At 65.1% G+C, this 15,939-nt stretch carries 9 protein-coding genes; 7 read left to right on the top strand and 2 right to left on the bottom strand.

Features of this window, described 5'->3' with window-relative positions:
* Positions 1–33: 33 nt before the first annotated feature.
* On the top strand, positions 34–1,467 hold the full coding sequence (locus IE083_RS00045; RefSeq protein WP_189351600.1) for a complex I 51 kDa subunit family protein: 1,434 nt from the start codon (positions 34–36) through the stop codon (positions 1,465–1,467).
* Positions 1,455–4,181 carry a formate dehydrogenase subunit alpha gene (gene fdhF, locus IE083_RS00040; RefSeq protein WP_189351599.1) on the top strand — a complete coding sequence of 909 codons (2,727 nt, stop codon included), beginning with the start codon at positions 1,455–1,457 and terminating at the stop codon, positions 4,179–4,181. Before IE083_RS00045 ends, fdhF begins: the two co-directional genes overlap by 13 nt.
* A gap of 66 nt (positions 4,182–4,247) precedes the next feature.
* Here fdhF and purL read toward each other — a convergent pair whose 3' ends face one another.
* Complete coding sequence (gene purL, locus IE083_RS00035; protein WP_189351598.1) at positions 4,248–8,129, bottom strand: phosphoribosylformylglycinamidine synthase; 3,882 nt, start codon at positions 8,127–8,129, stop codon at positions 4,248–4,250.
* 149 nt (positions 8,130–8,278) lie between these two features.
* Between purL and IE083_RS00030 the strand changes: the two genes are divergently transcribed.
* Entirely contained in the window at positions 8,279–8,617 is a 339-nt protein-coding gene (locus tag IE083_RS00030; protein ID WP_189351597.1) for a P-II family nitrogen regulator, read from the top strand.
* Between the two features lie 74 nt (positions 8,618–8,691).
* Here IE083_RS00030 and IE083_RS00025 read toward each other — a convergent pair whose 3' ends face one another.
* Positions 8,692–9,483: an outer membrane protein assembly factor BamD gene (locus tag IE083_RS00025; RefSeq protein WP_189351596.1), complete on the bottom strand. Its 792-nt coding sequence runs from the start codon at positions 9,481–9,483 to the stop codon at positions 8,692–8,694.
* A gap of 145 nt (positions 9,484–9,628) precedes the next feature.
* Here IE083_RS00025 and rluD point away from each other — a divergent pair, with 145 nt between their 5' ends.
* The 4 genes from rluD to IE083_RS00005 all read left to right on the top strand — a co-directional run bounded on the left by rluD (position 9,629) and on the right by IE083_RS00005 (position 15,882).
* On the top strand, positions 9,629–10,747 hold the full coding sequence (rluD, locus tag IE083_RS00020) for a 23S rRNA pseudouridine(1911/1915/1917) synthase RluD (RefSeq protein ID WP_189351595.1): 1,119 nt from the start codon (positions 9,629–9,631) through the stop codon (positions 10,745–10,747).
* Entirely contained in the window at positions 10,722–11,501 is a 780-nt protein-coding gene (gene pgeF / locus IE083_RS00015) for a peptidoglycan editing factor PgeF (RefSeq protein ID WP_189351594.1), read from the top strand. Before rluD ends, pgeF begins: the two co-directional genes overlap by 26 nt.
* Positions 11,502–11,963: 462 nt before the next feature.
* Positions 11,964–14,822, top strand: a complete 2,859-nt coding sequence (locus IE083_RS00010) for a ribonucleoside-diphosphate reductase subunit alpha (RefSeq protein WP_268245102.1) — start codon at positions 11,964–11,966, stop codon at positions 14,820–14,822.
* Between the two features lie 211 nt (positions 14,823–15,033).
* The gene (locus IE083_RS00005; protein WP_189351593.1) at positions 15,034–15,882 is read left to right on the top strand and encodes a tyrosine-type recombinase/integrase; all 849 of its coding nucleotides are present in this window, start codon (positions 15,034–15,036) and stop codon (positions 15,880–15,882) included.
* The last annotated feature ends 57 nt before the right edge of the window (positions 15,883–15,939 follow it).

Here is a 15,939-nt window from a genome sequence, read left to right as displayed (position 1 = left end):
TGCCAACCCGTTCCCCGTCACAAGGAGCGCCCCATGTTGCCAGCCGGTAGTCAGGATGCGGTCAACAGTTTCTATCACCTGCACGGCGCGGAGCCGGCCGCGCTGCCCTGCCAGGGGCTGGCCTGCTTTGCCGCCCGCGCGCAGGCACCGGCGGCGTGGCGCGCGGCGCAGCGGCAGGACCGCGGCCTGTACTGCCACGGCCAGTGCCACCAGCCACCGGGAGCGGCGCCGGTGCGCCCGCACATCGCCAGCCTGCTGCCGCACAGCGTGCTATTGGACAACGTGCTGGCCGGCGGCATCCACGACTTCGGCGCCTACCTGGCACGTGGCGGCGGCGTGGCGCTGCAGCAGGCGCGCCGCATGAGCCAAGCGGCGTTGCTGCAGGCGCTGGACGACAGCGGCCTGCGTGGCCGCGGCGGCGCTGGTTTTCCGGCCGGTCGCAAGTGGCGTGCGGCGGCGGCGGCCAGCGGCAGCCGCAAATACCTGGTGGTGAACGCCGACGAGGGCGACCCCGGCAGCTTTTCCGACCGCTACCTGCTGGAAGACGACCCGTATTGCCTGATCGAAGGCTGCCTGATCGCGGCGCAGGCGATAGGCACCCGCCATGGCGTCATCTACCTGCGCAAGGAATACCCGCACGCCGCACGCGTGCTGCAGGTCGCGCTGCAACAGGCACGCGACGCCGACTGGCTGGGGACGGATTTCGAGCTGATGCTGCACATCGGTGACGGCAGCTACCTGTGCGGCGAGGAAACCGCGCTGCTCAATGCGCTGGAAGGCAGGCGCCCGGAGGTGCGGCTGCGCCCACCGCAAATCACCACGCACGGGCTGCACGGCCAGCCCACGCTGCTGCACAACGTGGAAACCCTGTGCGCGGTGCCGTGGATCATCCGCCACGGCGCGGCGGCCTATGCCGCACTGGGGGTTGGCCGCAGCCGGGGCAGCAAGCTGCTGTCGCTGAACGCCAGCTTCAAGCGTCCCGGCCTGTACGAGGTGCCGTTCGGCCTGCCACTGCACGCCATCGTGACCGAGCTGGGCCTGGGGCTGCGCCACGGCAGCCTGCGCGGGCTGATGATAGGCGGACCGCTGGCCGGGCTGGTGCCGCCGGCGCTGCTGGACACACCGCTGGACTACGAGGCGCTGCACGCCATCGGCTGCGCCGTGGGCCACGGCGGCGTGATCGCCTTTGCCGACGACACGCCGCTGCTGGCTATCATGGCCGAGGTGTTCCGCTTTGGCGCGCGCGAGTCCTGCGGCAAGTGCACCCCCTGCCACTACGGCACCGCCGAGCTGGTGCGGCAGTTTGTCGCCGCGGCGAATGGCCAGGCCATCGACGGCGCCCGCTGCCGGGCGCTGCTGGACAACCTGGCGCAGGCCAGCCTGTGCGGCCACGGCCGCGGCTTGGCCGAGTTCGTCCACGCCCTGCAACGCCACTACCCGGAGGAGCTGCGCGCATGCCTCGCCTGATACTCAACGGCCAAGCCCATGACGTGCCGGTCGGCACCCTACTGCTGGACGCACTCGCCGCCGCCGGCAGTCCGGTGCCGCAGCTGTGCCACGACGTGCGGCTGGCTCCCAGCGGTGGTTGCCGGCTGTGCCTGGTCGCCATCGACGGTCAGCCACTGCCCCAGCCAGCCTGCGCCACCCGCGCCGAAGACGGCATGGTGGTGCACAGTCATACCCCGGCGCTGGAAGCGCTGCGCCACAGCAATCTGCAACTGCTGGCCGAGCGCTACCCGGCCAGCGCCGTGATGGCTAATCCCCAGTTGCCCTTTCACGCGCTGCTGCACCAGTACCACATTCAGCCCGGCGGCAAGGCGACCGGCAACGGCTTCCGTGACGACAGTCATCCCTACATCGGCGTCGACATGGACCGCTGCATCCACTGCCAGCGCTGCGTGCGCATCTGCGACGAGGTGCAGGGCCAGTTCGTGTGGGCGACGTGGGGACGCGGCGAGCAGACCCGCATCGCCACCGCGCACGGCAACAGCATGCTGGCCGATGGCTGCGTCAGCTGCGGCGCCTGCGTCGACAGCTGCCCCAGCGGCGCGCTATTCGACAAGCCGGCAACGGCCGCGCAGCAATGGACACGCACCACCTGCGGCTACTGCGGCGTCGGCTGTCAGATGGACGCCGGCAGCGCCGATGGCCGCGTAGTGGCGGTTCGCCCGGCGCAGCACCCGGTGAACTGTGGTCACCTGTGCCTGAAAGGCCGCTACGGCTTCGAGTTCAACCACGCCGCCGACCGCGTCACCCAGCCGATGATCAAGCAGCACGGCGAGTGGCAGCCGGTGGGCTGGGACGAGGCGCTGAGCTTTGTCGCCAACCGCCTGCTGGCCATCTGCGGCCAACATGGGCCGGACGCCATCGGCGTGCTGGGCTCGGCGCGCGCCAGCAACGAGGAAAACTACCTGGCGCAGAAGTTTGCCCGCGTGGTCATCGGCAGCAACAACGTCGACTGCTGCGCCCGCGTCTGCCACACCCCCAGCGCCAAGGCGCTGAAAACCATGCTCGGCACCGGCGCGGCCACCAACCACTTCGACGACATCGAGCAGGCGCGCACCCTGCTGCTGTGCGGCTGCAACCCCACCGAGAACCACCCGGTGATCGGCGCCCGCATCAAGCAGGCAGTGCGGCGCGGCGCCCGGCTGGTGGTGATCGACCCCCGCCACACCGAGCTGGCCGCGATGGCCGATGTCCACCTGGCGGTGCGCCCCGGCCACAACGTGCCGCTGCTCAACGCGATGGCCGCCACGCTGATCGAGGAAGATCTGCTGGACCATGATTTCATCGCCGCGCGGGTGACGGGCTACGCCGAGCTGGCCGACTTCCTGCGCGACTACACCCCGGAACGGGTCGCCGCCGGCTGCGGCGTGGCCGCCACCGACATCCGCGCCGCGGCACGGCTGTACGCGACGCAAGGCCCGGCGATGTGCCTGCACGGCCTGGGCGTCACCGAGCATCTGCAGGGCACCGAAGGCGTGATGTGCCTGATCAACCTGGCCTTGCTCAGCGGCAACCTGGGCAAACCCGGCAGCGGCATCAACCCCTTGCGCGGGCAGAACAACGTGCAGGGCGCCGCGCACATGGGCTGCGACCCGGTCACCCTGACCGGCGCGCAGTCGTTTGCCGACGCCGGCGAGCGCTTCGCCGCGCACTGGGGCACGCCGCTGCCACAGAGCCGCGGGCTGGACCTGCTGCAGATGATGGACGCGGCCCGCGACGGCCGGCTCAAGGCGCTGTGGGCGATGGGCTACGACATCTACCTGACGCTGGCCAACGAGGCTGCCACCGCGGCCTCGTTGGCGCAGCTGGAGCTGGTCATCGTGCAGGACCTGTTCCTCAACGAGACCGCGCGCCGCTTCGGCCACGTGTTCCTGCCGGCGGCCTCCTTCCTGGAAAAGGACGGCACCTTCATGAATGCCGACCGCCGCGTGCAACACATCCGCCAGGTGGTACCGCCGCCCGGCGACGCGCTGCCCGACTGGCAGATCATCTGCCGCCTGGCCGCCGCCATGGGCCAGCCTGCGGGCTTCGACTTTACCGACCCGCAAGCCGTCTGGGACGAGATCCGCGCCCTGTGGCCGGCCGGGGCTGGCCTGAACTACGCACGGCTGGCGCAGGAAAGCCTGCACTGGCCCTGCCCGGACGAACAGCACCCCGGCACACCGGTGCTGCACGGCGAGCGCTTTGCCAGCAGCCAGACCGCCACGCTGGCCTGCATCCCGTTCCTGCCCAGCAGCGAGCAGCCGGATGACGACTACCCGCTGCTGCTGGTCACCGGCCGCGTGCTGACCCACTTCAACGCCGGCACCATGAGCTATCGCGGCCGCAATGCGCTGTTGCGGCCGTCGGACACGCTGGACATGGCGCCGGCGGACGCCGCACGGCTGGGCCTGCAACCGGGTGAACGCGTGCGCATCCACAGCCGCTACGGCAGCGCGGTGCTGCCGCTGAACATCAGCGACGCACAGCAAGCAGGGCAGCTGTTTGCCAGCTTCCACCACCCGGACCTGCTGCTGAACCGGCTGACCTCTAGCGTGCGCGACCGGCTGGTGCACGCCCCGGAATACAAGCTGTCCGCGGTGCGGGTGGAAAAGCTGGTGCACCAGGGACCATCCTCACCCCGGATACGGCAAGCCGACTTGAGCAGCCCGCCGTTTGAAACAAAAAGCCCCTGATTGCTCAGAGGCTTTCCCGGCAACGCGACACCCGCCGACGCAGGTGTCATGGTGGTCCGAAAACGTTTAGCCGATCCAGCGGCGGGCGCTGGCGAACATGCGGAACCAGCCGCCGTTCTCGCCCCAGCCTTCCGGATGCCAGCTGTTCTGCAGCGTGCGGAACACACGCTCCGGGTGCGGCATCATGATGGTGAAGCGGCCGTCCGGCGTGGTGATGCCGGTAATGCCTGCCGGCGAACCGTTGGGGTTCATCGGGTAGGTTTCGGTCGCCTGGCCGTCGAAGTCCACGTAACGCAGCGCGGTCAGCACCTGCGCCTGCGCGCCCGGGGCGAACACCGCGCGGCCTTCGCCGTGCGACACCACCACCGGCAACCTGGAGCCAATCATGTCCTGCAGGAAGATGGACGGCGAGTCGGTCACTTCTACCATCGCGAAGCGCGCTTCGAACTGCTCGGACGCGTTGCGGTTCAGCTTCGGCCAGTACTGCGCGCCCGGAATGATGTCCGACAGGTTGGACATCATCTGGCAGCCGTTGCACACACCCAGCGCGAAAGTGTCGCCGCGGCCGAAGAAGGCCTCGAACTGGTCGCGCGCCTGCGCGTTGAACAGGATGCTCTTCGCCCAGCCTTCGCCGGCGCCCAGTACGTCGCCGTAGCTGAAGCCGCCGCAGGCCGCCAGGCCCTTGAAGTCAGCCAGTTGCACGCGGCCGGCAATCACGTCGGACATGTGCACGTCCACTGCCTCGAAACCGGCGCGGGTGAAGGCGGCCGCCATTTCGATCTGGCCGTTCACGCCCTGCTCGCGCAGGATGGCGATGCGCGGACGGCTGCCGGTGGCGATGAACGGCGCCGCCGGGTTGTCTTCGGGGTCGAAGCTCAGCTCGGCGAACAGGCCGCGCGACGCCTCGTCGGCGATCTGCGCGTACTCGCTGTCGGCACCAGCCGGGTTGTCACGCAGGCGCTGCAGGCGGTAGCTGGTTTCCGACCACGCTTGCTGCAGCGCCACGCGGCTGTGGGCAAACAGCTCGTCTTCACCGTGCACCAGGCGCAGCACGCCGTCGGTCGCCGGCATGCCGATCACCGCTACGTTGGCCGCCAGGCCCATGATGTCGAAGCGCTTCAGCACGTTGTCAATGTCGTCGGCCGCCACTTGCAGCACTACGCCCAGCTCTTCGTTGAACAGCACGGCGTTAACGTTGGCCGCATCGCCGCCGGTCAGCATCGACAGCTCGACTTGCGCCCCCAGGTGGCCGGCAAAGCACATCTCGGCCAGGGTGGCGAACAGGCCGCCGTCGGAGCGGTCGTGGTAAGCCAGCAACTTGCCGTCGTCCACCAGCGACTGGATGACGGTGAAGGCCGACGCCAGCTTGTCGGCGCTGTCCACGTCCGGCGCCTGGCCGTTCATGTCGTTCCATACCTGGCCGAAGATGGAGCCGCCGAGGCGGTTCTTGCCTTCGCCCAGGTCCAGCAGCAGCAGTGCGCTATCGGCAGCGCGCAGCTGCGGGGTGACGGTCTTGCGCACGTCGGCCACCGGGGCAAACGCGGAGATGATCAGCGACAGCGGCGCGGTCACCGCTTTCTTGTCGCCGCCCTCTTCCCAAACCGTCTTCATCGACAGCGAGTCCTTGCCCACCGGAATGCTGACGTCGATGGCGATGCACAGCTCGGAGATGGCTTTTACGGTGGCGTACAGCCTGGCGTCTTCACCGGCGTGGCCGGCAGCGGCCATCCAGTTGGCGGACAGCTTGACGTTGGAGAGCTCGCCCACGTTGGCCGCCGCCAGGTTCAGCAGCGATTCGCCTACCGACACGCGGCCGGCAGCCGGCGCGTCAAACAGTGCCACCGGGGTGCGCTCGCCCATGGCCATCGCTTCGCCCAGCGTGGTGTTGAAGCCCATCGCGGTCACGGCCACGTCGGCCACCGGCACCTGCCACGGGCCGACCATCTGGTCGCGGCAGGTCTGCCCGCCCACGGTACGGTCGCCAATGGTGATCAAAAAGCTCTTGTCGGCCACGGTCGGGTTGCGCAGCACGCGGTACGCCGATTCTTTCAGGTCGTACTGGGCGGCGTTCAGCGCATCGGTGGTCACCGGCACGGTTTTCACGTCGCGGGTCATGCGCGGCGGTTTGCCCAGCAACACATTCAGCGGCATGTCGACCGGGTTGTTATCGAAGTAATCGTCACGCACTTGCAGATGGCCGTCATCGGTAGCCACGCCCATCACTGCAAACGGGCAACGCTCGCGCTCGCAGATGGCGGTGAAGGTGGCCAGGTCGTCCGGCATTACCGCCATCACGTAACGCTCTTGCGATTCGTTGGACCAGATCTGCATCGGGGTCATGCCTTTTTCTTCCAGATGCACCTTGCGCAGCTGGAAGATGGCACCACGGCCGGCGTCGTTCACCAGTTCCGGGAAGGCATTGGACAGACCGCCGGCGCCCACATCGTGAATGGACACGATAGGGTTGGCCGCACCGCGCTGCCAGCAGCGGTCGATCACTTCCTGACAGCGGCGCTCGATTTCCGGGTTACCGCGCTGCACCGAGTCGAAGTCCAGGTTTTCGCTGTTGGCGCCGGTATCCATCGACGATGCCGCGCCGCCGCCCAGACCGATCAGCAGGCTGGGGCCGCCCAGCTGGATCAGCAGTGCGCCTTCCGGGATCTCGTTCTTGAAGATTTGCTGTTCCTGGATGTTGCCCAGGCCACCGGCGATCATGATCGGCTTGTGGTAGCCGCGACGCTCGCCCTGGAAGTCTTCTTCAAAGGTACGGAAGTAGCCGGCCAGGTTCGGGCGACCGAATTCGTTGTTGAACGCGGCGCCGCCGATCGGGCCTTCGATCATGATGTCGAGCGCCGACGCGATGCGGCCCGGCTTGCCATACTGTCTGGCTTCCCACGGCTGCTGGAGACCCGGGATGTTCAGGTTGGAGACGGTGAAACCGGACAGGCCGGCCTTGGGGCGCGAGCCGCGACCGGTGGCGCCCTCGTCGCGGATCTCGCCGCCGTTACCGGTCGAGGCGCCGGGGAACGGGGAAATCGCGGTCGGGTGGTTGTGCGTCTCCACCTTCATCAGGATGTGGGTCGGCTCTTCGCTGTAGGCGTAGGTGTTGCTGTCCGGCTGCGGATAGAAGCGCTCGATGGTGGCGCCATCGATGACCGAGGCGTTATCCTTGTACGCCACGCGCGTGCCCTGCGGGTGGGCGTCGTGGGTGTCGCGGATCATGCGGAACAGCGACTTGCCCTGCTCCACGCCATCGATCACGAACTGCGCGTTGAAGATCTTGTGACGGCAGTGCTCGGAGTTGGCCTGTGCGAACATCATCAGCTCGACGTCGGTCGGGTTGCGCTGCAGCTTGATGAAGTTTTCGACCAGGTAATCGACCTCGTCTGGCGACAGCGCCAGGCCCATGTCAAGGTTGGCCGCATCCAGTGCTGCCTTGCCGCCGCCGAGGATGTCGACGCTGGTCAGCGGTTGCGGTTCGATGTGCACGAACAGACGGTCGGCGTCATCCAGCGACGGCAGTACGGTCTCGGTCATGCGGTCGTGCAGGAGGCCGGCCAGACGCTGACGGGCCTCTTCGGTCAATGGGGTTGCCGCAACGACATGGAAGGCAATGCCGCGCTCGATGCGCAATACCTGCTCCAGACCGCAGTGGCGCGCGATATCGGTCGCCTTGGAAGCCCACGGCGACAGCGTGCCAAGACGCGGAGTAACCAGGAAAAGATCGCCAGCAGGCGGCTGTGCCAGCGGTGGTTCGCCGTAGGTCAGCAATTTTTCCAGTACGGCGACTTGCGCTTCGGAGAGTGGCGCTTCGCTTTCGGCAAAGTGCCAATATTCTGCCGCGATAGCCAGATCAGGCAGGCCCGCTTCGCGAGCGGCAGCAAGAAGTTTATCGAGTCGGAACCGGGACAGGGCGACACCGCCCCGCAGCTTGAGAACGTGCGACATTGGATACCCGCAACAATGAAGACAAGGATCAGGGAAGCGCGTCATAATACACGAAACCCCCTGTCTTTATAAGGCCGCAATTTGCTTTTTGCCTGACGGCCGGCACTATTCGGACGCGCTTACCCGCAAAAATTCAAGGAGTTACTTCAATGAAGAAAGTCGAAGCGATCATCAAGCCGTTCAAACTGGACGAAGTACGTGAAGCGCTGTCCGAAATCGGCATCAATGGTCTGACCGTAACCGAGGTCAAGGGCTTCGGCCGGCAGAAGGGGCACACCGAATTGTATCGCGGTGCGGAATACGTGGTCGACTTCCTGCCCAAGGTCAAGATCGAGGTCGTCATCGCCGACGATCTGGTCGACCGCGCCATCGAATCCATCGTCAGCACCGCCCGTACCGGCAAGATCGGCGACGGCAAGATCTTTGTCACCCCGGTGGAACAGGTGGTACGCATCCGCACCGGCGAGACCAATGAAGACGCGGTATAAACCGCTGACACAGCAATGAAAAACGGCACCTGCAGGTGCCGTTTTTTCTGGTGCCAAGGTTGGCCGCAAGGGCATCAGCCCCAGAACTTCCACCACGACTGCTCGCGTACCTGCCACGGCGTCTGCAGATAGCTGCTCTGCGGGAAGTTTAGCTGCAGCACGCGACGGGCATCGGCCGCCATGTCCTTCATGCCCAGCCGCTCGTAGGCCACCACGATGATGGCCAGCGCCTCTTCGTTATGACCGGTATTGGCGTACTCCTTCACCACCGTCTGTGCGCGGTTGATTGCCGCCAGCCAGGCACCACGCTTCATGTAGTAGCGCGCGACGTGCACCTCACCGGCACCCAGCGCGTTGATCAGGCGCACCATCTTTTCGGTGGCATCTGCGCTGTACTGGCTCTGCGGAAAGCGCGCCACCAGCTCCTGGAATGCCTGGTACGATTCGCGCGCCGCTTTCGGATCGCGCTCGCTCATGTCCTGGCCGGACAGGCGCGACATCCACGAACTGTCCTCGTTGAAATACACCAGACCCTTCAGGTAATACATGTAGTCCAGGTTCTGATGCGATGGATACAAGCGGATGAAACGGTTGGCCGAGGCAATTGCCAGCTCCGGCTCGGCATCCTTGTAATGGGTATAGGCTTCGTCCATCAGCGCCTGCTGCGCATAGCGACCGTACGGGAAACGTGCCTGCAAGGTTTCATACAGTTTCAGCGAGCGCTGATAGTTGCCACCGTCCAGCTCTTCGCGTGCAGTGGCGTAGATGCGCTCCACCGTCCAGCCACGGGTTTCATCCTTGGTATCCACCGTGGCGCAACCTGCCATCAGCACGACGGCCAGCAAGGCTACAAAACTATTTTTCATGAGGTGTCCTTGTTTGACTGCCGTCGATTATAACCAAAACAGCACTTTGCGCACCCCCACCGTTTCCGGCAGTGCACAAAGGGCCGCGGGACAATCCCGCCCGACTCCTTTAAAATCACCGGATTTACCTCACGCCAGCAAAGACATGAACGAACACGACATCAATCCCGACGAGCTGCCGGACGACGACACCCTGGATGGCGAAGCGGAACCCGGCGGCGAGGCAAAACAGTTTACCGTACCGTACGAGCTGTCCGGCGAACGTCTGGACGCTGCACTCGCCAAGCTGTTGCCGGACTACTCGCGCAGCCGCATGACCCAATGGATCAAGGACGACAAGGTCAGCGTCGACGGCAAGACCGTCCCCGGCAAGACCAAGCTGCTGGGCGGCGAGATCGTGCGCGTGGAAGTGGTCGCCGCACCGGAAGCGCTGTCCTACGTGCCGGAAGACGTGCCCTTCCCGGTCATTTTCGAAGACGAACACCTGCTGGTGGTCAACAAGCCAGCCGGCATGGTGGTACACCCGGCAGTCGGCAACTGGAGCGGCACCCTGCTCAACGGCCTGCTGTTCCGCTACCCGGAGCTGGCGCACATCCCGCGCGCCGGCATCGTGCACCGCCTCGACAAGGACACCTCCGGCCTGATGGTGGTTGCCAAGACCTTGCAGGCACAGGCCGATCTGGTACGCCAGCTGCAGGCCCGTACCGTGAAGCGCATCTACCGCGCGGTCGCCACCGGCGTGGTGCCCTACGACGGCAAGATCGAAACCCTGATCGGCCGCGACCCGCACAACCGCCTGCGCATGGCGGTGGTGCGCTTCGGCGGCAAGCCGGCAATCACCCACCTGCGCGTACTGGAACGCTACGACGACTTCAGCTACGTGGAATGCAAGCTGGAAACCGGCCGCACCCACCAGATCCGCGTACACATGAAAGAAGCCAAGCACCCGCTGGCCGGCGATCCGCTGTACGGCAATGCCCGCCACCACGGCAGCGAGACCGTCGACGAAGCGGTGCGCAATCTTGGCCGCCAGGCACTGCATGCCTACAAGCTGTCGCTGATGCATCCGGTCACCGGTGCCACCCACAGCTGGAGCGCACCGCTGCCCGACGACATGAAGGCACTGCTGGCCATCCTGCGCGACGAGCGCGAGATCAAGCTGAACAAGGCCAAGGCCCAGACGCCGCTCGGCGCGGCAATGGAAGACGACGACGATGACTGGGACGAGGACGACTACGATGTGGAAACCCATTACATCCGCTGACACCCCTGCCCAGCCGGTCGACCTGTCGTGGCGCGAGGCCGGCTGGCCGCTGGCCGGCAAGGTCGGCACGCTGATCACGACGCGTGACGGCGGCGTCAGCCCGCCACCCTACGCCAGCCTGAACCTGGGTGACCACGTCGGCGACGCTGCGGCCAACGTTGCCGCCAACCGCGCCCGCGTGCGCGAACGGCTGCCGGCGGAACCGGCCTGGCTGCAGCAGGTGCACGGCATTACCGTGGTCGACGCCGCCGGCGTCGCGCCCGGCGCACCACCGCAGGCCGACGCCAGCTTCAGCCGCACCCCCGGCGCGGTGTGCGCGGTGATGACCGCCGATTGCCTGCCGGTGCTGCTGGCCGACCGGGCCGGCAGCGTGGTCGGCGCCGCCCACGCCGGCTGGCGCGGCCTGCTGAACGGCGTGATCGAAGCCACCGTGCAGGCGATGAACGAGCCTGCGGCCAACCTTGTTGCCTGGCTCGGCCCCGCCATCGGCCCGGACGCATTCGAGATCGGCGCCGAGGTGCGTGATGCCTTCCTTGCGCACGATGTGCACGCGGTGCAGGCATTCAACCCGATCGGCGACGATAAATACCTGGCCGACATCTACCTGCTGGCACGGCAGCGGCTGGCCGCCATCGGCATCAGCGAAGTCCATGGCGGCGACGAGTGCACGGTAATAGACCGCGAGCGCTACTTCTCCTACCGCCGCGACGGCGTCACCGGGCGCATGGCCAGCCTCATCTGGATCAAGCCGTAAGCAGAAACACCAGATGTTGTGGTCAACGGGCGGCTGCGGCTGCCCTTTTTCTTGGATAAAGCGTCGCATCCATGCCACATCGCCATGATGTTGCAATGAAATGACAGCAGGCGCCGCCGCAGCAAACCCTTGTTGTGGCACGGCATTCGCCTATGGCGTTACAAGCACTCCCGCCCCGGAAACATTCTTGCAGCCCTCACGCCGGCAACGGGCGCTGCTTCCCGGCTTCCTGCCATCTGTCAAGACTTGTTCTGCCTCGCCTTAACCACTAGAATTTGCGCCACAATCATGCTGCAGCAGTACATATTGTGTTTTATGCAAAACCATGTACAGGCTTTCGACAGAAAGCCGGCTGCAACCAACCCGGGCAACGCAGGCTACCCACCCGGCCGCCCAGGCCGCCCGCTGTTGCAAGACAGGCAGCAGGGTCACCCGAACAACCCCACCCACCACCAGGGAAACATGACTATGCAAACCACGATATCTGACGGAAAAACCGCCGCCGAACTGGGCCGCGCCGCCGCGCCGCAGGCGGATTTCAGCCAGTACAAGACCATCCGCCGCAACGGCGCGGTGGTGCCATTCGAACCGGTGAAAATCTCCATCGCCATGACCAAGGCCTTCCTGGCCGTGCTCGGCACGCACAGCGCCGGCTCCGCTAGCCTGCGCGACAAGGTGGCCCAGCTCACCGAAGGCGTGGTCAACGCGCTGATGCGCCGCAAGCCGGAAGGCGGCGCCATTCATATCGAGGACATCCAGGACCAGGTCGAGCTGTCGATGATGCGTGCCGGCGAGCACGACGTGGCCCGCGCCTACGTGCTGTACCGTGAGCAACGCTCGCAGGAGCGCGCCGCCCGCGGCGAAGCGCTGCACCAGATCCAGATCAACGTGGTCCGCAAGGACGGTCGCAAGCTGCCGCTGGACGTGGCCCGCCTGCGCGCCAGCATCGAAGCCGCCTGCGTAAGCCTCGCCAACACCGACGTGGACGCCATCCTGTCCGAGACGCTAAAGAACATCTACGACGGCGTATCGGAAGAAGAAGTCAACAAGTCCGCCATCCTCGCCGCCCGCGCGCTGATCGAACAGGACCCGGCCTATGACTACGTGACCGCGCGCCTGCTGCTGGGCAACATCCGTCTGGAAATCCTGGGCGAAGCCATCAGCCAGGCCGAGATGGACAGCCACTACCCGCTGTACTTCCCGGACTTCATCAAGAAAGGCATTGCCACCGAGCTGCTGGATGAAAAACTGGGTGAGTACGACCTGAAAAAACTGGGCGCCGCGCTGCAGCCGGAGCGCGACCTGCAGTTCGGCTACCTCGGCCTGCAGACCCTGTACGACCGCTACTTCCTGCACGTGGACGGCACCCGCATCGAAATGCCGCAGGCGTTCTACATGCGCGTCGCCATGGGCCTGGCGCTGAACGAGGTCGACCGCGAAAACCGCGCCATCGAGTTCTACAACGTGCTGTCCAGCTTCGACTTCATGTCGTCCACCCCGACGCTGTTCAACGCCGGCACCCGCCGCAGCCAGCTGTCCAGCTGCTACCTGACCACCATCGCCGACGACCTGGACGGCATCTACGAAGGCATCAAGGAAAACGCGCTGCTGTCCAAGTTTGCCGGCGGCCTGGGCAACGACTGGACCCCGGTGCGCGCGATGGGCAGCCACATCAAGGGCACCAACGGCAAGAGCCAGGGCGTGGTGCCGTTCCTGAAGGTGGTCAACGACACCGCCGTCGCCGTCAACCAGGGCGGCAAGCGCAAGGGCGCGGTGTGCGCCTACCTGGAAACCTGGCACGCCGACATCGAGGAGTTCCTGGAGCTGCGCAAGAACACCGGCGACGACCGCCGCCGCACCCACGACATGAACACCGCGAACTGGATTCCCGACCTGTTCATGAAGCGCGTGATGGACGGCGGCGAGTGGAGCCTGCTGTCGCCGTCCGAGTGCCCGGACCTGCACGACCTGGTCGGCAAGGAATTCGAGCGCGCCTACACCGCCTACGAAGAGAAAGGCCGTCGCGGCGAGCTGCGCGTGTTCAAGCAGATTCCGGCGCTGTCGCTGTGGCGCAAGATGCTGACCATGCTGTTCGAAACCGGCCACCCGTGGATCACCTTCAAGGACCCGTGCAACATCCGCAGCCCGCAGCAGCACATGGGCGTGGTGCATAGCTCCAACCTGTGCACCGAGATCACCCTGAACACCAACGACGACGAGATCGCCGTCTGCAACCTGGGCTCGATCAACCTGGCGCGCCACCTGAAGCAAGGCGCCGCCGGCCTGGAACTGGATACCGGCAAGCTTGGCCGCACCGTGCGCGTCGCGCTGCGCATGCTGGACAACGTGATCGACATCAACTTCTACCCGGTGAAGAAGGCGCGCAACGCCAACCTCAAGCACCGTCCGGTGGGCATGGGCATCATGGGCTTCCAGGACTGCCTGCACCAGCTGCGCGTGCCGTATGCCTCCGACGACGCCGTCGAGTTCGCCGACGTGTCGATGGAAGCCGTCGCCTACCACGCCTACATGGCCTCCACCGAGCTGGCCGAAGAGCGCGGCCGCTACCCGTCGTACAAGGGCAGCCTGTGGGACCGCGGCATCCTGCCGCACGACAGCATCAACCTGCTGGCCGCCGAGCGCGGCGGCTACCTGGAAGTGGACCGCAGCGAACGCCTGGACTGGAGCCGCCTGCGCGAGCGCGTTGCCAAGCACGGCATGCGCAACTCCAACGTGCTGGCCATCGCCCCGACCGCCACCATCGCCAACATCATCGGCGTGTCCGCCTCCATCGAGCCGACCTACCAGAACCTGTTCGTCAAATCCAACCTGTCCGGCGAATTCACTGTTACCAACGAATACCTGGTGCGTGACCTGAAAAAGCTGGGCCTATGGGACGAGGTGATGGTCGCCGACCTGAAATACTTCGACGGCAGCCTGGGCCGTATCGACCGCGTGCCGGCCGAGCTGAAGGCGCTGTACGCCACCGCGTTCGAGATCGACCCGCGCTGGCTGGTGGAAGCCGCCGCCCGTCGCCAGAAGTGGATCGACCAGGCGCAGTCGCTGAACCTGTACCTGGCCGGCGCCTCCGGCAAGAAGCTGGACGAGCTGTACAAGCACGCCTGGATTCGCGGCCTGAAGACCACCTACTACCTGCGCACCCTGGGCGCCAGCTCGGCGGAGAAATCCACCGGCCGTGGCGGCGAACTGAATGCGGTACAGGCGGCCCCGGCAGCGGCGCCGGCGGCGGTGGACAACACCCCGGCCACCGACGCCAAGTTCTGCTCCATCGACAATCCGGACTGCGAAAGCTGCCAATAGACAGAGTTAAGACAAGTTTGTCTTTAACGACCCTCATATCCCTTACTGGGCGGGAATTTTGGTGAATTCTTAACTTGTCTTTAATGTTGAAGTAGTGGTTGGTATCTGAGAGAATGAAAAAATGTCTCTAAGCCAACCCCTTCCCTTCCAACTCACAAGAGCGCTGCTCCCCGACGGGGAGCGGCGCTCTTTTTTGGTTGACCGCCATGGAATGGAAGATGACTACAGCGCTCTGTTCGTCATTTCAACGATTCGGAACCCGGGCCTATCGGTCGCATCACAAGATGCCGCCTTGAATGCCGTCAACGTGTTCTACGCCTTCTGTCGCAACTACCAGATTGACTTGGTGGCACGGTTTCTAGCGGGCAAGTACCTGTCCGTTGTGGAGTGCGAATTGCTAAGTAACTTCGCCCGGCAAAGCTTCGGAGCAGAAGCAAAACGCCATCAGAAGGTTGTTGAACTGGGAAAAGTACGCCGTGGTTTCACCTACGCTCTCCCTTCCGTTGCAGGACCGACGCACTTCAAACGGTTGACGCACATCGCTGACTTTGCCGAGTGGTTGGCAAAGTACCTCCTCAGCCACGTTAGTCAAGAACGTATGGGCGGCATTGCTGAGATGCATGCACAATTGCTGCGGCATCGTGGCTTGGCCACACAGAGAAAGGACGACTTTAAAGAGGCCGAGTTTACGCGCCGTCACAATCAAATTCTCAACGAACTGATTACGCCCGGTGCCGAGCGCAATCCTTTTCGGGCGGATTTACAATTACGCAACCTGCTCCTGGTGGAATTACTTCGCCAGACAGGTATTCGCCAAGGGGAGGCGCTTAGCCTGCAAGTCCGTGACATCGACCAGGTGAAACGACAAATCACCATCCGGCGGCGCCACGACGCCAAGGATGACCCACGCGTCAACCAGCCCGTGGCCAAAACCGAGGGCCGCACCATCCCAATTGGCAGCTACCTCACCGAGATTTTAGTGCAGTACGTAAGTCAGCGACGCACTGTGCCCGGCGCCACCAAGCATCGCTACCTGTTTGTCACCCACAAATCTGGCTGAACCGCCCCGGGTTTCGCGGAGGCTCCCTCACTTGAGAGAATGGAGCCATGAGCAAAT

Origin of the sequence: Vogesella fluminis (genome assembly GCF_014652335.1) — a bacterium.
GTDB classification, from domain to species: domain Bacteria; phylum Pseudomonadota; class Gammaproteobacteria; order Burkholderiales; family Chromobacteriaceae; genus Vogesella; species Vogesella fluminis.
This window is presented reverse-complemented; position numbering and strand designations above follow the sequence as displayed.